This is a genomic window from Micromonospora sp. NPDC048905 (genome assembly GCF_040649655.1).
GTDB lineage: Bacteria > Actinomycetota > Actinomycetes > Mycobacteriales > Micromonosporaceae > Micromonospora.
Genome location: NZ_JBEZFV010000002.1, coordinates 733,264 through 749,310, shown reverse-complemented (window position 1 = coordinate 749,310; position 16,047 = coordinate 733,264). Strand labels below are relative to the sequence as shown.

General features: G+C 70.2%; 16 protein-coding genes, 1 tRNA gene and 1 pseudogene. 15 read left to right on the top strand and 3 right to left on the bottom strand.

What is annotated here, in order from left to right; translation table 11 throughout:
- Positions 1 to 155 precede the first annotated feature (155 nt).
- The 13 genes from AB0C01_RS08045 to AB0C01_RS07985 all read left to right on the top strand — a co-directional run bounded on the left by AB0C01_RS08045 (position 156) and on the right by AB0C01_RS07985 (position 13,261).
- Positions 156 to 1,907 carry a CTP synthase gene (locus AB0C01_RS08045; protein ID WP_357570684.1) on the top strand — a complete coding sequence of 584 codons (1,752 nt, stop codon included), beginning with the start codon at positions 156 to 158 and terminating at the stop codon, positions 1,905 to 1,907.
- A 34-nt stretch (positions 1,908 to 1,941) separates the two neighbouring features.
- Complete coding sequence (locus AB0C01_RS08040) at positions 1,942 to 2,547, top strand: NUDIX hydrolase (RefSeq protein ID WP_357570683.1); 606 nt, start codon at positions 1,942 to 1,944, stop codon at positions 2,545 to 2,547.
- A 340-nt stretch (positions 2,548 to 2,887) separates the two neighbouring features.
- A complete protein-coding gene (gene ald / locus AB0C01_RS08035; RefSeq protein ID WP_357255836.1) occupies positions 2,888 to 4,003 on the top strand; it encodes an alanine dehydrogenase in 1,116 nt (371 codons plus the stop codon).
- 38 nt (positions 4,004 to 4,041) lie between these two features.
- Complete coding sequence (locus AB0C01_RS08030; protein WP_357255834.1) at positions 4,042 to 5,007, top strand: site-specific tyrosine recombinase XerD; 966 nt, start codon at positions 4,042 to 4,044, stop codon at positions 5,005 to 5,007.
- A gap of 181 nt (positions 5,008 to 5,188) precedes the next feature.
- On the top strand, positions 5,189 to 6,112 hold the full coding sequence (locus AB0C01_RS08025) for an AAA family ATPase (protein ID WP_030487987.1): 924 nt from the start codon (positions 5,189 to 5,191) through the stop codon (positions 6,110 to 6,112).
- A gap of 41 nt (positions 6,113 to 6,153) precedes the next feature.
- Positions 6,154 to 7,206 carry a segregation/condensation protein A gene (locus tag AB0C01_RS08020; RefSeq protein ID WP_357255832.1) on the top strand — a complete coding sequence of 351 codons (1,053 nt, stop codon included), beginning with the start codon at positions 6,154 to 6,156 and terminating at the stop codon, positions 7,204 to 7,206.
- Positions 7,199 to 8,098, top strand: coding sequence for an SMC-Scp complex subunit ScpB (scpB, locus tag AB0C01_RS08015; RefSeq protein WP_357570682.1), 900 nt, complete (start codon positions 7,199 to 7,201; stop codon positions 8,096 to 8,098). Before AB0C01_RS08020 ends, scpB begins: the two co-directional genes overlap by 8 nt.
- Complete coding sequence (locus AB0C01_RS08010; RefSeq protein WP_357255828.1) at positions 8,085 to 8,855, top strand: pseudouridine synthase; 771 nt, start codon at positions 8,085 to 8,087, stop codon at positions 8,853 to 8,855. The genes scpB and AB0C01_RS08010 overlap by 14 nt, the downstream gene beginning before the upstream one ends.
- A gap of 195 nt (positions 8,856 to 9,050) precedes the next feature.
- The gene (cmk, locus tag AB0C01_RS08005; protein WP_357255826.1) at positions 9,051 to 9,731 is read left to right on the top strand and encodes a (d)CMP kinase; all 681 of its coding nucleotides are present in this window, start codon (positions 9,051 to 9,053) and stop codon (positions 9,729 to 9,731) included.
- A gap of 103 nt (positions 9,732 to 9,834) precedes the next feature.
- Positions 9,835 to 11,211: a ribosome biogenesis GTPase Der gene (gene der, locus AB0C01_RS08000; protein WP_357570711.1), complete on the top strand. Its 1,377-nt coding sequence runs from the start codon at positions 9,835 to 9,837 to the stop codon at positions 11,209 to 11,211.
- A 193-nt stretch (positions 11,212 to 11,404) separates the two neighbouring features.
- Positions 11,405 to 11,478 (top strand) — tRNA-Pro (locus tag AB0C01_RS07995).
- Positions 11,479 to 11,594: 116 nt separating this feature from the next.
- The gene (locus AB0C01_RS07990) at positions 11,595 to 12,551 is read left to right on the top strand and encodes a tyrosine-type recombinase/integrase (RefSeq protein ID WP_357570710.1); all 957 of its coding nucleotides are present in this window, start codon (positions 11,595 to 11,597) and stop codon (positions 12,549 to 12,551) included.
- Positions 12,552 to 12,862: 311 nt separating this feature from the next.
- Complete coding sequence (locus AB0C01_RS07985; protein ID WP_357570681.1) at positions 12,863 to 13,261, top strand: VOC family protein; 399 nt, start codon at positions 12,863 to 12,865, stop codon at positions 13,259 to 13,261.
- A 13-nt stretch (positions 13,262 to 13,274) separates the two neighbouring features.
- Here AB0C01_RS07985 and AB0C01_RS07980 read toward each other — a convergent pair whose 3' ends face one another.
- Positions 13,275 to 13,520, bottom strand: coding sequence for a hypothetical protein (locus AB0C01_RS07980; RefSeq protein WP_357570680.1), 246 nt, complete (start codon positions 13,518 to 13,520; stop codon positions 13,275 to 13,277).
- A gap of 154 nt (positions 13,521 to 13,674) precedes the next feature.
- Between AB0C01_RS07980 and AB0C01_RS07975 the strand changes: the two genes are divergently transcribed.
- Complete coding sequence (locus AB0C01_RS07975) at positions 13,675 to 14,262, top strand: GIY-YIG nuclease family protein (RefSeq protein WP_357570679.1); 588 nt, start codon at positions 13,675 to 13,677, stop codon at positions 14,260 to 14,262.
- A gap of 60 nt (positions 14,263 to 14,322) precedes the next feature.
- Here the strand turns inward: AB0C01_RS07975 and AB0C01_RS07970 are convergent, their stop codons facing one another.
- Positions 14,323 to 14,607, bottom strand: a complete 285-nt coding sequence (locus AB0C01_RS07970) for a hypothetical protein (RefSeq protein WP_357570678.1) — start codon at positions 14,605 to 14,607, stop codon at positions 14,323 to 14,325.
- Between the two features lie 227 nt (positions 14,608 to 14,834).
- On the opposite strand from AB0C01_RS07970, the pseudogene AB0C01_RS07965 reads away from it, so the two are divergent.
- Positions 14,835 to 15,327 (top strand): annotated as a pseudogene (locus AB0C01_RS07965) (DinB family protein).
- A 167-nt stretch (positions 15,328 to 15,494) separates the two neighbouring features.
- On the opposite strand, the gene AB0C01_RS07960 reads toward AB0C01_RS07965, so the two are convergent.
- Complete coding sequence (locus tag AB0C01_RS07960) at positions 15,495 to 15,980, bottom strand: barnase inhibitor (protein ID WP_357570677.1); 486 nt, start codon at positions 15,978 to 15,980, stop codon at positions 15,495 to 15,497.
- Between the last annotated feature and the right edge of the window lie 67 nt (positions 15,981 to 16,047).

Sequence of the window (16,047 nt, the reverse complement as noted above, 5' to 3'; positions counted from 1 at the left end):
GCGCCCGCACGACCCGGTGGTGTCGCAGCCGGGGTGCGGCCTGCGGGTACCCGCCCGGGAGGTGTTACCGTCGAATCCCGTGGATCGCGTGATCACTTTTGCTGATCAAGCACGGCGGTCTGCCATGACCGCGACAGACGACACGGGAGCAGGCCTTGGCCCCATCAGCACGGACGACCAGGCACATTTTCGTCACCGGGGGCGTCGCCTCCTCGCTGGGTAAGGGCCTCACCGCCTCCAGCCTCGGCAACCTGCTGACCGCGCGCGGGTTGCGGGTGGTGATGCAGAAGCTCGACCCCTACCTGAACGTCGACCCCGGGACGATGAACCCGTTCCAGCACGGTGAGGTCTTCGTCACCGAGGACGGCGCGGAGACCGACCTCGACGTCGGGCACTACGAGCGCTTCCTGGACCGGGCGTTGTCCGGCAAGGCGAACGTCACCACCGGCCAGATCTACTCCGACGTGATCGCCAAGGAGCGGCGCGGGGAATACCTGGGCGACACCGTCCAGGTCATCCCGCACATCACCAACGAGATCAAGTCGCGGATCCTGGCGATGGCCGACCCGGACGAGGACGGCCAGCTTCCCGACGTGGTGATCACCGAGGTCGGCGGCACCGTCGGCGACATCGAGTCGCTGCCGTTTCTGGAGGCGATCCGTCAGGTCCGCCACGACCTGGGCCGGGACAACTGCTTCTACCTGCACGTCTCGCTGGTGCCCTACCTGGCGCCCTCGGGTGAGCTGAAGACCAAGCCGACCCAGCACTCGGTGGCGCAGCTGCGCAACATCGGCATCCAGCCGGACGCGATCGTGCTGCGCTGCGACCGGGAGATCCCGGTGAAGCTCAAGGAGAAGCTGTCGCTGTACTGCGACGTGGACACCGAGGCGGTCGTCGCCGCCCCGGACGCCCCGAGCATCTACGACATCCCGAAGGTGCTGCACCGCGAGGGGCTCGACGCGTACGTGGTGCGCCGGCTCGGGCTCTCGTTCCGCGACGTGGACTGGGCCAGCTGGGACGACCTGCTGGAGCGGGTGCACCGCCCCCGGCACACGGTCACCGTCGCGGTGGTCGGCAAGTACGTCGACCTGCCCGACGCGTACCTGTCGGTCAGCGAGGCGATCCGCGCGGCCGGGTTCGGTCACCGGGCCCGGGTGCAGCTGCGCTGGGTGCCCAGCGACGAGTGCGTCACCCCGGCCGGCGCCGCCGCGGCGTTGGCCGGCGTGGACGGCATCCTCATCCCCGGCGGCTTCGGCGTGCGCGGCATCGAGGGCAAGATCGGCACCGCCCGGTACGCCCGCGAGACCGGCATCCCGCTGCTCGGCCTCTGCCTCGGCCTGCAGTGCATGACCATCGAGGTGGCCCGGCACCTGGCCGGCCTGGACGGCGCCAACTCGTTGGAGTTCGACGAGCAGGCCGCGCACCCGGTCATCGCCACCATGGCCGACCAGGAGGACATCGTCGCCGGCAAGGGTGACCTGGGCGGCACCATGCGCCTCGGGGCGTACCCGGCGACGTTGACCGAGGGCTCGATCGTCGCCGAGGCGTACGGCAGCACCGAGATCAGCGAGCGGCACCGGCACCGCTACGAGGTGAACAACGCCTACCGGGACGCGCTGACCAAGGCGGGCCTGCACATCTCCGGCACGTCGCCGGACGGTCGGCTGGTCGAGTTCGTCGAGCTGGACCGCAGCCTGCACCCGTTCTTCGTGGCCACCCAGGCGCACCCGGAGCTGAAGAGCCGACCCACCCGCCCGCACCCGCTGTTCGCCTCGTTCGTCAAGGCCGCGGTGACGTACTCGCAGGCCGACCAACTGCCGGTCGACCTGGACGCGGCGGCGGAGGCCCCGACGACGCGCAAGCCCGCCCGCAACGGCGCCGCGACGAAGGCGGCGTCGTCCTCGTGAGCGAGCGCAGCGAGCGAACCAGCGGGGCGACGGCGTGAGCGGGGTCGAGCACCGCTACGAGGTGCGCTCGCGCGAGGAGCGGTACCGGGGGCGGATCTTCGACGTGGTCACCGAGGAGGTGACCATGCCCGGCGGCGGGACGGGGGTGCGTGACCTCGTCCGGCACGTCGGGGCGGTGGCCGTGGTGGCGCTCGACGACGTCGGTCAGGTGGTGCTGATCCGGCAGTACCGGCACCCGGTCGGCCGGCACCTGTGGGAGCTGCCGGCCGGGTTGATGGACGTCTCCGGCGAGGAGTTGCCGGCCGCCGCGTTGCGGGAGTTGGCCGAGGAGGCCGACCTCACCGCCGGGCAGGTCGACGTGCTCGTCGACCTGCACAGCTCACCCGGGTTCACCAACGAGTTGGTGCGGGTCTTCCTGGCCCGGGATCTCGCCGAGGTGCCGGCCGACGAGCGGCACGAGCGCCGCGACGAGGAGGCCGACCTCCAGGTCGTCCGGATCGATCTGGACGAGGCGGTGGCCATGGTCCTGGCCGGTGAGATCACCAACGCGTCCGCGGTGGCCGGGCTGCTGGCCGCGGCCCGCGCCCGGGACACCGGCTGGGCGGCGCTGCGCCGGGCGGACGCGCCGCTGCCCCGCTGAGCGACGCCGCCGGTCCACCCCGGCGAGGGAGTACGCGCGAAGGGGCCCCGCGGTCAACCGCGGGGCCCCTTGCCGGCTGTCCTCAGCGGCATGCGGCAGATGGGGCGATAATGGTCGAACCCCGTCCCGGCGGCGGAGGCGACCGCGCACCGGCGAATCCGCCCGCGTGCCCTGACACTCCGTCAGGACACCCGGGCACCGGATGCCACTGTGCTGGCTCACGGCGGCACCGGGCGCGCCTAGACTGCCGCCGGCGGGACCGGTGGACCGTGGTGGCAAAGGGGCGACCGCGGCACCGAGCAGTCGGGGGAGAGCAGCCCCGAAGAGAGGTGTCTGCATCGTGAAGGTCGGAATCCCACGCGAGGTCAAGAACCACGAGTACCGCGTGGCGATCACGCCAGCGGGCGTCAACGAGTTCACCCGCAGTGGTCACCAGGTCTTCGTCGAGGCCGGTGCGGGGGTCGGCTCCAGCATCACCGACGAGGAGTTCACCGCCGCCGGCGCGACGATCCTCGCCACCGCCGACGAGGTGTGGGAGACCGCCGAGCTGGTGCTCAAGGTCAAGGAGCCGATCGCCGAGGAGTACCACCGGATGCGCGAGGGGCAGGTGCTCTTCACCTACCTGCACCTGGCCGCCTCCAAGGAGTGCACCGACGCGCTGATCGACCGCAAGGTGACCGGCATCGCGTACGAGACGGTCGAGCTGCCGGACCGGTCGCTGCCGCTGCTCGCCCCGATGTCCGAGGTCGCCGGCCGGCTCGCCCCGCAGATGGGCGCCTTCTACATGATGCGCACCGGCGGTGGGCGCGGTGTGCTGCCCGGCGGTGTCTCCGGCGTGTACGCGGCCAAGACCGTCGTCATCGGCGCCGGCGTGTCCGGCATGAACGCCGCCGCGATCGCGCTGGGCCTGCAGTCCGAGGTGCTGCTGCTGGACAAGAACGTCGCCCGGCTGCGCTCGGCCGACGCCATCTACCGGGGCCACCTGCAGACCATCGCGTCCAACGCCTACGAGGTCGAGCGGGCCGTGCTCGACGCCGACCTGGTCATCGGCGCGGTGCTGGTGCCCGGCACCAAGGCGCCGACGCTGGTCTCCAACGAGCTGGTCTCCCGGATGAAGCCGGGCAGCGTGCTCGTCGACATCGCCATCGACCAGGGCGGCTGCTTCGAGGACTCACGCCCCACGACCCACGCCGACCCGGTCTACAAGGTGCACGAGTCGATCTTCTACTGCGTCGCGAACATGCCCGGCGCGGTGCCGAACACCAGCACGTACGCGCTGACCAACGTCACCCTGCCGTACGCCCTGGAGTTGGCCAACCACGGCTGGCAGGAGGCGCTGCGCCGCGACCCGGCGCTGGCCCTGGGCCTGAACACCCACGCCGGCCAGGTCACCTACGGCCCGGTCGCCGAGGCGCACGGCATGGACGTGCTCCCGCTGACCGACGCGCTCGCCTGAGCGGTGGCGGGCTGACCGGCGGCACGGAACCGGCCGGTGTGGGCGCCCAGCCCACGCCGGCCCTGCGCCGTGCCGTACGCGGCTACCTCGACCACCTCACCGTCGAACGTGGACTGTCGGCGAACACGCTCACCTCGTACCGCCGGGATCTGGACCGCTATCTGACGACGCTGGCCGACGCCGGTGTCACCGACCTCGCGTCGGTCGGCGCCGGTCTCGTCGAGACGCACCTGGCCCGGCTGCGCGCGGGCGACGACGCGCACCCGCCCCTCGCCGTCTCCTCCGCGGCCCGCGCGGCCAGCGCGGTCCGCGGCCTGCACCGCTTCGCGCTGCGCGAGGGGCTGGCCGGCGCCGACCCCAGCCGCGACGTGCGCCCGCCCACCCCACCGCGCCGGCTGCCCCGGGCACTACCGGTCGACGACGTGGTCCGGCTGCTGGAGACCGCCGGCCCGATCACCGCGGCCGGCGACGACGCGCCGCTCGCGCTGCGCGACCGGGCGCTGCTGGAGTTCCTGTACGGCACCGGCGCGCGGATCTCCGAAGCGGTCGGCGCCGCCGTGGACGACCTCGACACCGACGAGGGCACCGTGCTGCTGCGCGGCAAGGGCGGCCGGGTGCGGCTGGTGCCGATCGGCGGGTACGCCGTCGACGCCGTGCGCGCCTACCTGGTCCGGTCCCGTCCCGGCCTGGCCGCCACCGGTCGGGGCACCCCGACGGTCTTCCTCAACGCCCGCGGTGGCGCGCTGACCCGCCAGGGCGCCTGGGGCATCCTGCGCGCCGCCGCCGGCCGGGCCGGGCTGCCGGTCGACGGGCCCGCAGCCGTCTCCCCGCACACCCTGCGCCACTCGTACGCGACGCACCTGCTCGACGGCGGCGCCGACGTCCGGGTGGTCCAGGAGTTGCTCGGCCACGCGTCGGTGACCACCACCCAGGTCTACACACTTGTCACCGTGGAGCGGCTGCGCGAGGTGTACGCCACCGCCCATCCGCGCGCCCGGGACTGAACCCGGTCGCGGTCGGCGCCGACACGCCGGGCCGGTGCCCAACCCCCTGCTGGTCGGTGGCGTACAGTCGGCATCGGCGCGGACCTCCTGGAGCGACACGACCGGGGTGCGCAGCGGCGCCGCGAAGGACGTCGGACGGCTCCGACGCCGGGTGGGGTCGTCGGGAGGGGGCAACGAGCACATGGCTGGCAACGGTGACCGTGCCGAGACCTGGACGTCGGAGCTCCGCGAGCAGCAGGCCACGCTCGGCGCGGACCTCGGTCCGGCGGATCCGGCTGCCTACACGATGCGCAAGCCCATCCCGGAGCCGATGCCCACCGACCGGCACGGGCCGGCGCGCATCATCGCGATGGCCAACCAGAAGGGTGGCGTGGGTAAGACCACCACCACCATCAACCTGGGTGCGGCGCTCGCCGAGTACGGCCGCAAGGTGCTGCTGGTCGACTTCGACCCGCAGGGCGCGCTCTCGGTGGGGTTGGGCGTCAACCCGCACAACCTCGACCTGTCCATCTACAACCTGCTCATGCAGGACGACATCATCGCCGAGGACGTGGTCATCAAGACCGACGTCGCGGGGCTGCACCTGCTGCCGGCCAACATCGACCTCTCCGCCGCCGAGATCCAGCTCGTCAACGAGGTGGCCCGGGAGATGGCCCTGGCGCGGGTGCTGCGCACGGTCCGCAAGGAGTACGACTACATCCTGATCGACTGCCAGCCGTCGCTCGGCCTGCTGGCGATCAACGCGTTGACCGTGGCGCACGGGGTGCTCATCCCGCTGGAGTGCGAGTTCTTCAGCCTGCGCGGGGTGGCACTGCTGCTGGACACCATCGACAAGGTGCGCGAGCGGCTCAACTTCGACCTGGAACTCGAGGGCATCCTCGCCACCATGTACGACAGCCGCACCACGCACTGCCGTCAGGTGTTGCAGCGGGTGGTGGAGGCGTTCGGCGACAAGGTCTACCAGACGGTCATCACCAAGACGGTGAAGTTCCCCGAGTCCACCGTGGCCGGTGCCCCCATCACGACGATGGACCCGGCCTCCTCCGGGGCACGCAACTACCGTCAGCTGGCCCGCGAGGTGATCGCCGCCCAGTCGGAGCGGTAGCCGGACCGCCCGGTGCCCGCCTCGTGGACTACGGTCGTGCGGTGACCGCGCCACCCCTCGACCCACCCGACACCGCTGCTCCGGGCGAGGTCGACGGTGTGCCGCTCGCCGAACCGGGTGCCGACCTGCCCGCCGCGGCGGCCACCGGCTTCACGGTGCGGCTGGCCAACTTCACCGGCCCGTTCGACCTGCTGCTGCAACTGATCGGCAAGCACAAGCTCGACGTCACCGAGGTGGCCCTGCACACGGTCACCGACGAGTTCATCGCCTACATCCGGGCCATGGGCGACGACTGGGACCTGGACGAGGCCAGCGAGTTCCTGCTGATCGCCGCGACGCTGCTCGACCTGAAGGCGGCCCGGCTGCTGCCCTCCGCCGAGGTGGAGGACGAGGCGGACCTCGCCCTGCTGGAGGCCCGGGACCTGCTGTTCGCCCGGCTGCTGCAGTACAAGGCGTACAAGGAGGCGGCGGCGTACATCGCCGAGTTGGAGTCGGTCGGTGGCCGCCGGTACCCGCGGGCGGTCAGCCTGGAGGCCCGCTACGCCGACGCGCTGCCCGACCTGGTCCTCGGCATCGGCCCGCAGCGGCTGCTGAAGCTGGCCGTGAAGGCGATGACCCCGAAACCGGTGCCGGAGGTGTCCATCGCCCACGTGCACATGGTCCGGGTCAGTGTCCGGGAACACGCGGCGATCCTCGCCGCCCGGCTGCGGCGGGCCGGCACGGCCACGTTCTCCCTGCTCTGCGCCGACTGCGAGGCCACCCTGGAGGTGGTGGCGCGGTTCCTGGCGCTGCTGGAGCTGTACCGGGAGGGCCTGGTCGCCTTCGTGCAGGAACAGGCCCTGGAGGAGTTGACCGTGCGCTGGACCGGCCCGGTCGACGGCGACACCGAGCTGCACGTCGACGAGTACGCCGGCACCCCGGCCGACCCCGGCTCACCGGGCGCCGCCCCCGAGCCGGTGGGGGTTGGGCCGGTGGGGGTTGGGCCTGCCCTGGCGGAGGGTGAGCCTGAGTTGGCGGTGGCTGAGCTTGAGTCGGCGGGGGAGAGCGGCGGGCCGGACGGGACGGGAATGACGGAGGGTGCGCGGGATGAGTGACGAGCAACGCCGGGACTCACTGGCCGACCAGGCCGCCGCCTGGGTCCCCCCGTGGGACCGCCCGCGCCCGCCCGCCGCCGAAGCCACCCCCGACAACCCCGAGGCCCCGCCGAACGAGCCGACCGAGCAGCCAGACGAGTTCGCCGCGGCGCCACCATCGAACCACGAAGATCTTGGAGAGAAAGTGCCCCTCCAGGGGCCGGAACCTTCCAAGATCTCCGACGAGCCGGGCGCGAACGCCTCGGGCTCGGCGGCGGGGGAGTCGGGGGGCGCTGGGGACGTACCCCGGCGGCAGCTGGTGGGGCGGCGGCGGGTGACCGTCGCGCCGGAGCCTGCGCCCGACATGTCCGACAGTGAGCTGCGCGGCGCCCTGGAAGCGATCCTGCTGGTGGTCGACGAGCCGGTCAGCGAGCTGGTCCTGGCGCAGGTGCTGGAGCAGCCCGCCGAACGGGTCGGGCCGATGCTCGACGAGATCGCCGCCGGCTACACCGCCGCCGGGTACGGGTTCGAGCTGCGCCGGGCGGCCGGCGGGTGGCGGCTGTACACCCGGCCGGAATACGCTACGTACGTTGAGCGGTTCGTGTTGGACGGGCAGTCCGTACGGCTGACCCAGGCGGCGTTGGAGACGCTCGCCGTGGTCGCCTACAAGCAGCCGGTGACCCGTTCGCGAATCTCAGCCATCCGGGGTGTGAACGTCGACGGGGTCATCCGTACGCTGGTCACCCGCGGCCTCGTCGAGGAGTGTGGCACCGAAACGGACAGCGGGGCGTTCCTCTACCGGACCACCACGTTGTTCCTGGAGAAGCTCGGGTTGAACACCGTTGCCGAGCTGCCGCCCCTCGCACCTTTCCTGCCCGACGACGTAGAAGAGCTTGCTGATGCGACCCGATAACCGTTCCCCCAAACCCGACGCCCCTGTCTTCGAGGGGGCTGAGCGCCTGCAGAAGGTGCTCGCCGCCGCCGGCGTGGGTTCCCGGCGTGCCTGCGAGGACCTGATCTTCCGCCGCCGGGTCACCGTGGACGGGCGGGTCGCCAAGCTCGGCGACAAGGTCGACCCGGCCATCGCCGTGATCCACGTGGACGGCGAGCGCCTCCAGGTCGACGTCCGCCTGGTCTACGTGGCGATGAACAAGCCGCGCGGGGTGGTCACCACCATGGCGGACGAAAAGGGACGCAACGAGCTGTCCGACTTCATCGGCGCCCGGCTGGAGCAGCGGGTCTACCACGTCGGGCGGCTCGACGCGGACAGCGAGGGCCTGCTGCTGCTCACCAACGACGGCACGCTCGCGCACAAGCTCATGCACCCCTCGTACCAGGTGCTGAAGACCTACCTCGCGGAGGTGGTCGGGCCGATCCCGCGCAACCTAAGCAAGCGGTTGCTGGCCGGGGTCGAGCTGGAGGACGGGCCGGTCAAGGTCGACTCGTTCAAGGTGGTGGACACGCTGGGCAAATCCGCCCAGGTGGAGCTGAGCCTGCACGAGGGGCGCAAGCACATCGTCCGGCGGCTGATGGAGGAGGTCGGCCACCCGGTCACCCGGCTGGTGCGTACCTCGATCGGGCCGATCCGGCTCGGTGACCTGCGGACCGGGCGGATCCGGCGGTTGACGAACGCCGAGGTCGCCGCCCTGTTCACCGCGGTGGGTGACTGACCCCCGGGTTCGGGGTACGGCTGCCGGTAGGCTCCACAACGGCCGGGACGCGGCCGCCGGGGTGGCGTGGGTCGCCTCCGGCGGCGTCGCGCGCGGGTCCGCCACGGACCGCGGGCATGATTGATGACGATTGACCAACCGCTTGCGGCGCCAGATCACCGGGCGATCCGTGAGGTACGGGCTGAGGAGGACACGGTGGAGGAAAACGTACGGGCCAGGCGATGTGTGGTCGCTGTGGACGGGCCGTCCGGTTCGGGTAAGTCCACCGTGTCGCGGCGGCTCGCCGTCGCGATCGGTGCGCGCTACCTGGACACCGGAGCGATGTACCGGGCGATCACGTTGGCCGTGCTGCGCTCCGGCGTGGACCTCACCGACGCCGCGTCGGTGGCCAAGGTCGCCGGCGACGTCAAGCTGCACATCGGCACCCACCCGCAGGGGTACGCCGTGACCGTCGACGGCGTGGGCGTGGACGCCGACATCCGCGGCCCGGAGGTGACCGGCGCGGTTTCGGCCGTCGCCGCCGTGCCGGCTGTCCGTGAGCTGCTCGTCACCCGGCAGCGCGAGATGATCGCCAACGTTGGCCGGATCGTCGTCGAGGGTCGGGACATCGGCTCGGTCGTCGCGCCGGACGCGGACCTGAAGGTGTTCCTGACCGCCTCCGAGGCGGCCCGTGCCGCCCGGCGCAGCGCCGAGGACGCCGCTGACCTGGCGGCCACCGCGGCCGACCTGGCCCGTCGGGATCGGCTCGACTCGACCCGCAAGGTCAATCCGCTGGCGCAGGCACCCGACGCGGTGGTGCTGGACACCACCGAGCTGGGCATCGACGAGGTCGTGGCGCGGTTGCGCGAGCTGCTCACGGAGCGAGGCGTGGCATGAGCGAGCGTAGTGAGCGAATCATCGGGCTCAGCGCGATTGGGTCTCAGGTCGGTCTGGAGCGCAGCGGAGGAGCGGCGTGAGCGAGGGTGCGGGATGGGTCGAGCTGCGTGAGCCCGACGTCGCCGTCGAGGAACCGAGCGGCCCGCAGCCGGTGGTGGCCGTGGTCGGCCGCCCCAACGTGGGCAAGTCGACACTTGTCAACCGGATCATCGGCCGCCGGCAGGCGGTCGTCGAGGACGTCCCGGGCGTGACCCGCGACCGGGTGCCGTACGACGCGCAGTGGAACGGCCGGGCGTTCACCGTGGTGGACACCGGCGGCTGGGAGCCGGACGCGAAGGACCGCGCCGCGGCCATCGCGGCGCAGGCCGAGACCGCCGTCGTCACCGCCGACGTGGTGCTCTTCGTGGTCGACGCGATGGTGGGCTCCACCGACGTGGACGAGGCCGCGGTGAAGATGCTGCGGCGCAGCGCCAAGCCGGTGATCCTGATCGCGAACAAGGCCGACAACACCGCCATCGAGATGGAGGCCACGTCGCTGTGGTCACTCGGCCTCGGTGAGCCGTTCCCGATCTCCGCGCTGCACGGGCGCGGCTCCGGCGACCTGCTGGACGCCATCCTCGCCGCGCTGCCGGAAGCCCCGGCGATCGTGGAGAACCGGCCGCGTGGACCCCGCCGGGTGGCACTTGTCGGGCGGCCGAACGTGGGCAAGTCGAGCCTGCTCAACCGGTTCTCCGGCGAGGACCGGGCGGTCGTCGACTCGGTGGCGGGCACCACTGTGGACCCGGTGGACAGCCTGGTCGAGATCGGCGGTCAGACCTGGCAACTGGTCGACACGGCCGGGCTGCGCAAGCGGGTCGGTAAGGCCAGCGGCACCGAGTACTACGCCAGCCTGCGCACCGCCGGCGCGATCGAGGCCGCCGAGGTGGCCGTGGTGTTGCTGGACTCCAGCGAGCCGATCAGCGAGCAGGACCAGCGGATCCTGTCGATGGTGACCGAAGCCGGTCGGGCGATGGTCATCGCGTTCAACAAGTGGGACCTGGTCGACGCCGACCGCCGGTACTACCTGGACAAGGAGATCGACCGGGAACTGCGTCGCATCCCCTGGGCGATCCGCCTGAACCTGTCCGCGATGACCGGCCGTGCCGTGGACAAGCTGGCCCCGGCCCTGAACAAGGCCCTGGCCAGCTGGGAAACCCGGGTGCCGACCGCGCAGCTCAACCAGTGGTTGACCGCGCTGGTGCAGGCCACCCCGCACCCGATCCGCGGTGGACGCGCGCCGCGGATCCTGTTCGCGACGCAGGCCGGCGTGGCGCCACCGCGGTTCGTGCTCTTCACCACCGGCCCGCTCGACGCCGGCTACCAGCGCTTCGTCGAGCGCAAGCTCCGCGAGGAGTTCGGGTACGAGGGCAGCCCCATCGAGATCTCGGTCCGCCCGCGCAAGAAGCTCGGCCCCGGCGGCCGAGGCAAGGCACACGGCTGACCCGTTCTTGTTCTCCCGAAATGCCGGATGGGCGTGCTCGCCCGTCCGGCATTCCTTTCACCCCACCCTCCTAGGACGCTGTAGGGGTTGTGCGGTGGTTCGGTCACCTCGCAATGCGGGTGGGGCCTGTGCGGAGGACCCGGGGCAGCTGCGCTAAGCTGTACCGGCTGCCGCGGGGGAAACCACGCGGGGGCGGGACGTAGCGCAGCTTGGTAGCGCACTTGACTGGGGGTCAAGGGGTCGTCGGTTCGAATCCGGCCGTCCCGACAGCGAGAGGGTTTCCACAGGTCAGAGCCTGTGGAAACCCTCTTTTTCGTGTTCATGGTGGTTCGTCGAGGTCGAGCACGCCGCTTATCGACCCCTTGACTCGACGGGTGACCGACATGGCTCTACTGGACCTCACCAAGCTCACGACCGACCTGTCCTCGACCTGGGCGGGGTACCTGCGCGACTGGGACCGGACGCTGCGGGCGGGCAATTATCCGGAGACGACGCGGTACAACTACCTCCTCGCCGCGGCGCAACTGGCCCGCTACCTGGACGAGCACTCGCCCGACCCTGACGCCGCCGACGCCGCGGAGGACCCCACCGAGGTGACTCGTGGGCATGCGGAGGCGTTTCAGGCGTGGATGATCGAGACCCGGTCCGCGTCGACCGCCTTGAACAAGCACAAAGGTCTGCAGCAGTTCTTCAAGTGGTTGCTGATCGAGGAAGACATCGACCGCTCTCCAATGGATCGGGTTCGACAGCCCAAGACGCCCCAGAAGTTGATCCCGATCATCCGGGACGAGGATACGAAGAAGCTCCTCGACGCCTGTAAGGGCAAGACTTTTCCGCACCTGCGTGACGAGGCGATCATTCGCCTGTACTACAACACCGGGGCGCGTTTGTCGGAGGTCGGCAACCTGCTGCTCGATGATGTGGACCTGAACACGGAGTCGGTGCATTACCACGGCAAGGGTGCCAAGGACCGCCGGGTGCGATTCGGGCCGAAGACGGCACGGGCCATCAGCCGCTACCTACGGGCGCGCGGCAAGCACAAGGGTTCGGAACTGCCGGATCTGTGGCTCGCCGACCGTGGCGGCCGGAGATTGGCGGCGAACGGCATCAAGATTCGTCTGAAGCGGTTGGGCGTCGCCGCGGGCGTGGCGAACGTTCACGCCCACCGCTGGCGGCACAACTTCGCCCACGAGTGGAAGCGTGCCGGCGGGAACACGGGCGATCTGATGCTGTTGTTGGGCTGGACCTCGGAGGACATGCCCCGGCACTACGGCGCCAGCGCGGCTGCCGAACGCGCCCAGGAGATTCAGGTGCAACTGGGCATCGGGGAAGGGGTGTAGACGCGGGCAACACGGTCGGCCGATCCGAGTGCCGGCTTGGCCGACCGCGTTGTCCTCGTCGTCGACCGGCGGGTATGAGTCGCGTCAGGGCTGGGTTCGGCGTCCTGGCTCAGGTGCAGATCCCGGTACGACTGTCGTATGGAGCTGCATCGGAGTAGCCGGTCTACCGCTGATCGGCCGTTCGTGACGCCGGTAGGACCGGTCGTAGTACCGATTGGTGACATCGCGTGACCGGCGGCCAGGCAACGACGCGCAGCTCGGCGTTGGGATCTGTCGATGACAGCGCGTCCTGGCTCGCGTACGTTGCCGCCATGGCAACCCACTGGACCTTGGGATGCGATGCCGACGATCCGCAGCAGATCGCGACCTTCTGGGCACGCGGCCTGGGGTACATCAAGGAGCCCGGCTTCGGTGAGCCCGACAGTGCGTCCATCGTCGACGCGGACGGCAGGGGGCCCGCCATCAGCTTCCTGAAGGTGCCCGAGGGCAGGACCGCCAAGAACCGGGTGCACATTGATGTACGGGTGGCCGGCCCAGGCCCTTGGGACATGACCGAGCGCGCACGACTGATCCGGCAGAAGGTGCCCGAGGTGGCTGCCGGCGCGACGGTGGTCCGCGAGGAGTGGTACGGCGACGTCTTGGGGCACGTCGCGTCATGCGGGACCCAGAGGGCAACGAGTTCTGCGTGGCCTGATGCCGTGATGGGCTAACGGGCAGCCACGATCAGCGTGCGTTGGGGTCACAGCCCGCTAGGCGCAGGAGTCCGAGTCCGTCACGGGGCACGCAGGCGTAAAGAACAAAGGTGCGACCGACTCGCTGTGCCTCCGCCCAGGCCATCACCTCAGCGACGTCGGCCCCCTCGACCTCATACTCGTCGGCGGCGCCGGTCTCGTCGTGGAAGTAGACCTGGTACTTCGGCTGCGAAATCCCCCAGGTCTGGTCACGCGGGTCGACCGCCTTGATGCCCATGTTCTAAAGCGTGTCAGAGGATCGACCGCAGACGTCAGGACATGCCGCGAGCGCGCTAGGCAGCGTCCCGCTAGGCTTCTGCAGGTGCCGTTGCGTGGGGCATCCGGTTCTTCCGGTCCCGGCCACAATCCGCCCCGGACCTACAATGGCCTCGATGACCATTCCCGAACGGCGACCCGACGACGTCCCCACCGACGAAGCCCGGGTCGACGAGGCCCTGCGGCTGCTCTCCGGCGTGCCGGTCGAACTCGATGTCGCCGTCAAATGGCTCAGCCGTGGCAGCGGTGTCTACGCTTGGTGGGCTGCTCCCTCGGTCCTTCCCGACCTCCCCGGGCTGCCGAATGAGAACGTCCCGTCAGTACGGCTGCTGTACCTCGGACGGGCGACCAACCTGCGGGGCCGGATCCTGCGCAACCATCTGAGGCGTTCGGGCAGCTCGACTCTGCGCCGTACCTTGGCCGGACTTCTGGTGGCCGAGGGCTACCGGACGACCTGGACCGACCGTGTCGTCCTGGTCCCCGAGGATGAGGCGCGGCTGACCGCATGGATGCACACGCACCTGCGCTTGACCTGGGCGGAGGACGCGGAACCGGGGACCATCGAGGCGGCACTTGTCCGGCGTGTGCACCCGCCGCTCAACGTACAAGGCGTCGACCCCGAGCATCTCCAAGCGGCCGTGGTCGCCGCCAAGAACTCATACAACGCCAGCAGCCGCCCGGCCGAGCCTCCGCGAACGCCGTAACTGGTTGCCCGACACGCGGACGGGTGCGGTTGCGCGCTCATGCCGCGAACCGCTCGCCTGTCAGGTGCCCGTGTGCGGCTCCTCGCGAGTTGGGAGGTCCAACGCGGCAAGCCGGCTGAGGATGCCGATGAGGTGAGCCAGGTCGTGCCACACCACGGGATGGTCCACGTTGCTGGCGAGCATGTCCCGCATCGAGCCGAGATCGTCGCTGAGCTGTCCGAGAGTTGCCTCGGGCGGCTTGGTGCCCTCGAATCGGAACGCTTCCTGTGGGCTGATCGTCCAGTAGTAGTCGGCCCGGAGATCGACGACTTGCCCGCGTTGCTTCTCAAGCTCGTCAAGCAGCAAGGTCATTCCTTGCCGTAGGTCTGCCAGGGATACGCAAGATTCGGCCGTCATGGGTCCAGTTTGCCCTAGGGTTGTTGCACCACATCGGCGCGCTCTTCTGCCGCGGACCGCGCGTTCGTTCTCGTCGCTCGGTGCGCAGTCATAGCCGATGAGCGGGAGTCTGGCCGGAACCGCTCAGGCGACATCCGCGTCTGCCTCCCCCAATGACGATCACGTGAGGTCGGGTCATGATCGAATCCCAACGCGAAGCGGTGCCGCGCAACGACGGTGGCGATCTCGACACCGCCCTCGCCTTCCTGTCTTTCGCTCGATCCTGCGTGGTGAAGAGGTCGCGGGCTTGAGTGAGGAGCAGCTGCGGCGCCGCTTGGTCGTCTCTGACACCACACTGCTGGCGTGGTCCAGCACCTGATCGACGCCGAACGGTACTGGTTTGGCTACACGTTCGCTGGCGACCCGCGCTACGCCGATGTGGACTTCGACATGGTGGTCGGGCCGGACCGGTCCTCAGATCAGATCATCGCTGATTACCGGGCTGCGATCGCCGAGAGCGACGCCCACATCAGCGCAGCCGCCGGCCCGGATGTTCTCACCGCGCAGCCGGTCGGTGACGCGCCTCGTACGCTTCGCTGGGTGCTGGCCCACATGACGAGTGAGACCGTCCGGCATGCCGGTCACGCCGACATCCTGCGGGAGCTTACCGACGGCGTTACCGGTCGGTAAGAGGTCGCGACTCGGGCCGCACCCCCCTCCGGTGCTACACAGCGTCGGTGAGCGCTCGGCGGCCACTGGCCCGAAAGGTCGGCCAAGCGGCGGTGAGGAAAGCACCGATCTGGTAGCCGCGATTCGCGCGTCGATGGGTCCACGCCTCCGTCGGCGGAGGCGTGGACTCAGTGAGCGGATGCCGTCCGGGTCTGGCGGCAACGGTCAGGGTTCGGTACATCCGGCCAAACGGAGTAGTGCAACTCGATGACGATGCCGTCCTCGGACTCGCTGCCGCCTGGGCCGTGGTCGTGGATGATCTCCACGATCATGTCGAACAGCGTCAGCCCTTGGCCATGCTGCGCGTTGCTGACCCTGACCTCGATGTTCGCGCGGTGCGACGGGTGGCAGGTGAGGAGGATCTGCTCCAGCCATCGGACCGTGGCGTCATAGCCGAGCGCGACGCGGGACGAGCCAGAGTTGACCCACTTGAGCACCCATCCGGTCTCAGGGGTGCCGAAGCCGCCGCGGAGGAGGTCGTTGAAGGCATCGAGGTTGCCGTTCCAGGTGCTGTGACAGAGCAGCTGCGAGAACTCGCGTACAAAGCCGGCGAAGTCGACGAACGAGGCTCCGTCGATGACGAGCACCCGAAGGGCATCGCTCTGGTTGGTCACGAGGCAAGTATGAGCGCGACCCTCAGCATCCGGATCTGCCGTCAACCGAGCATCACGCACCGCCGCA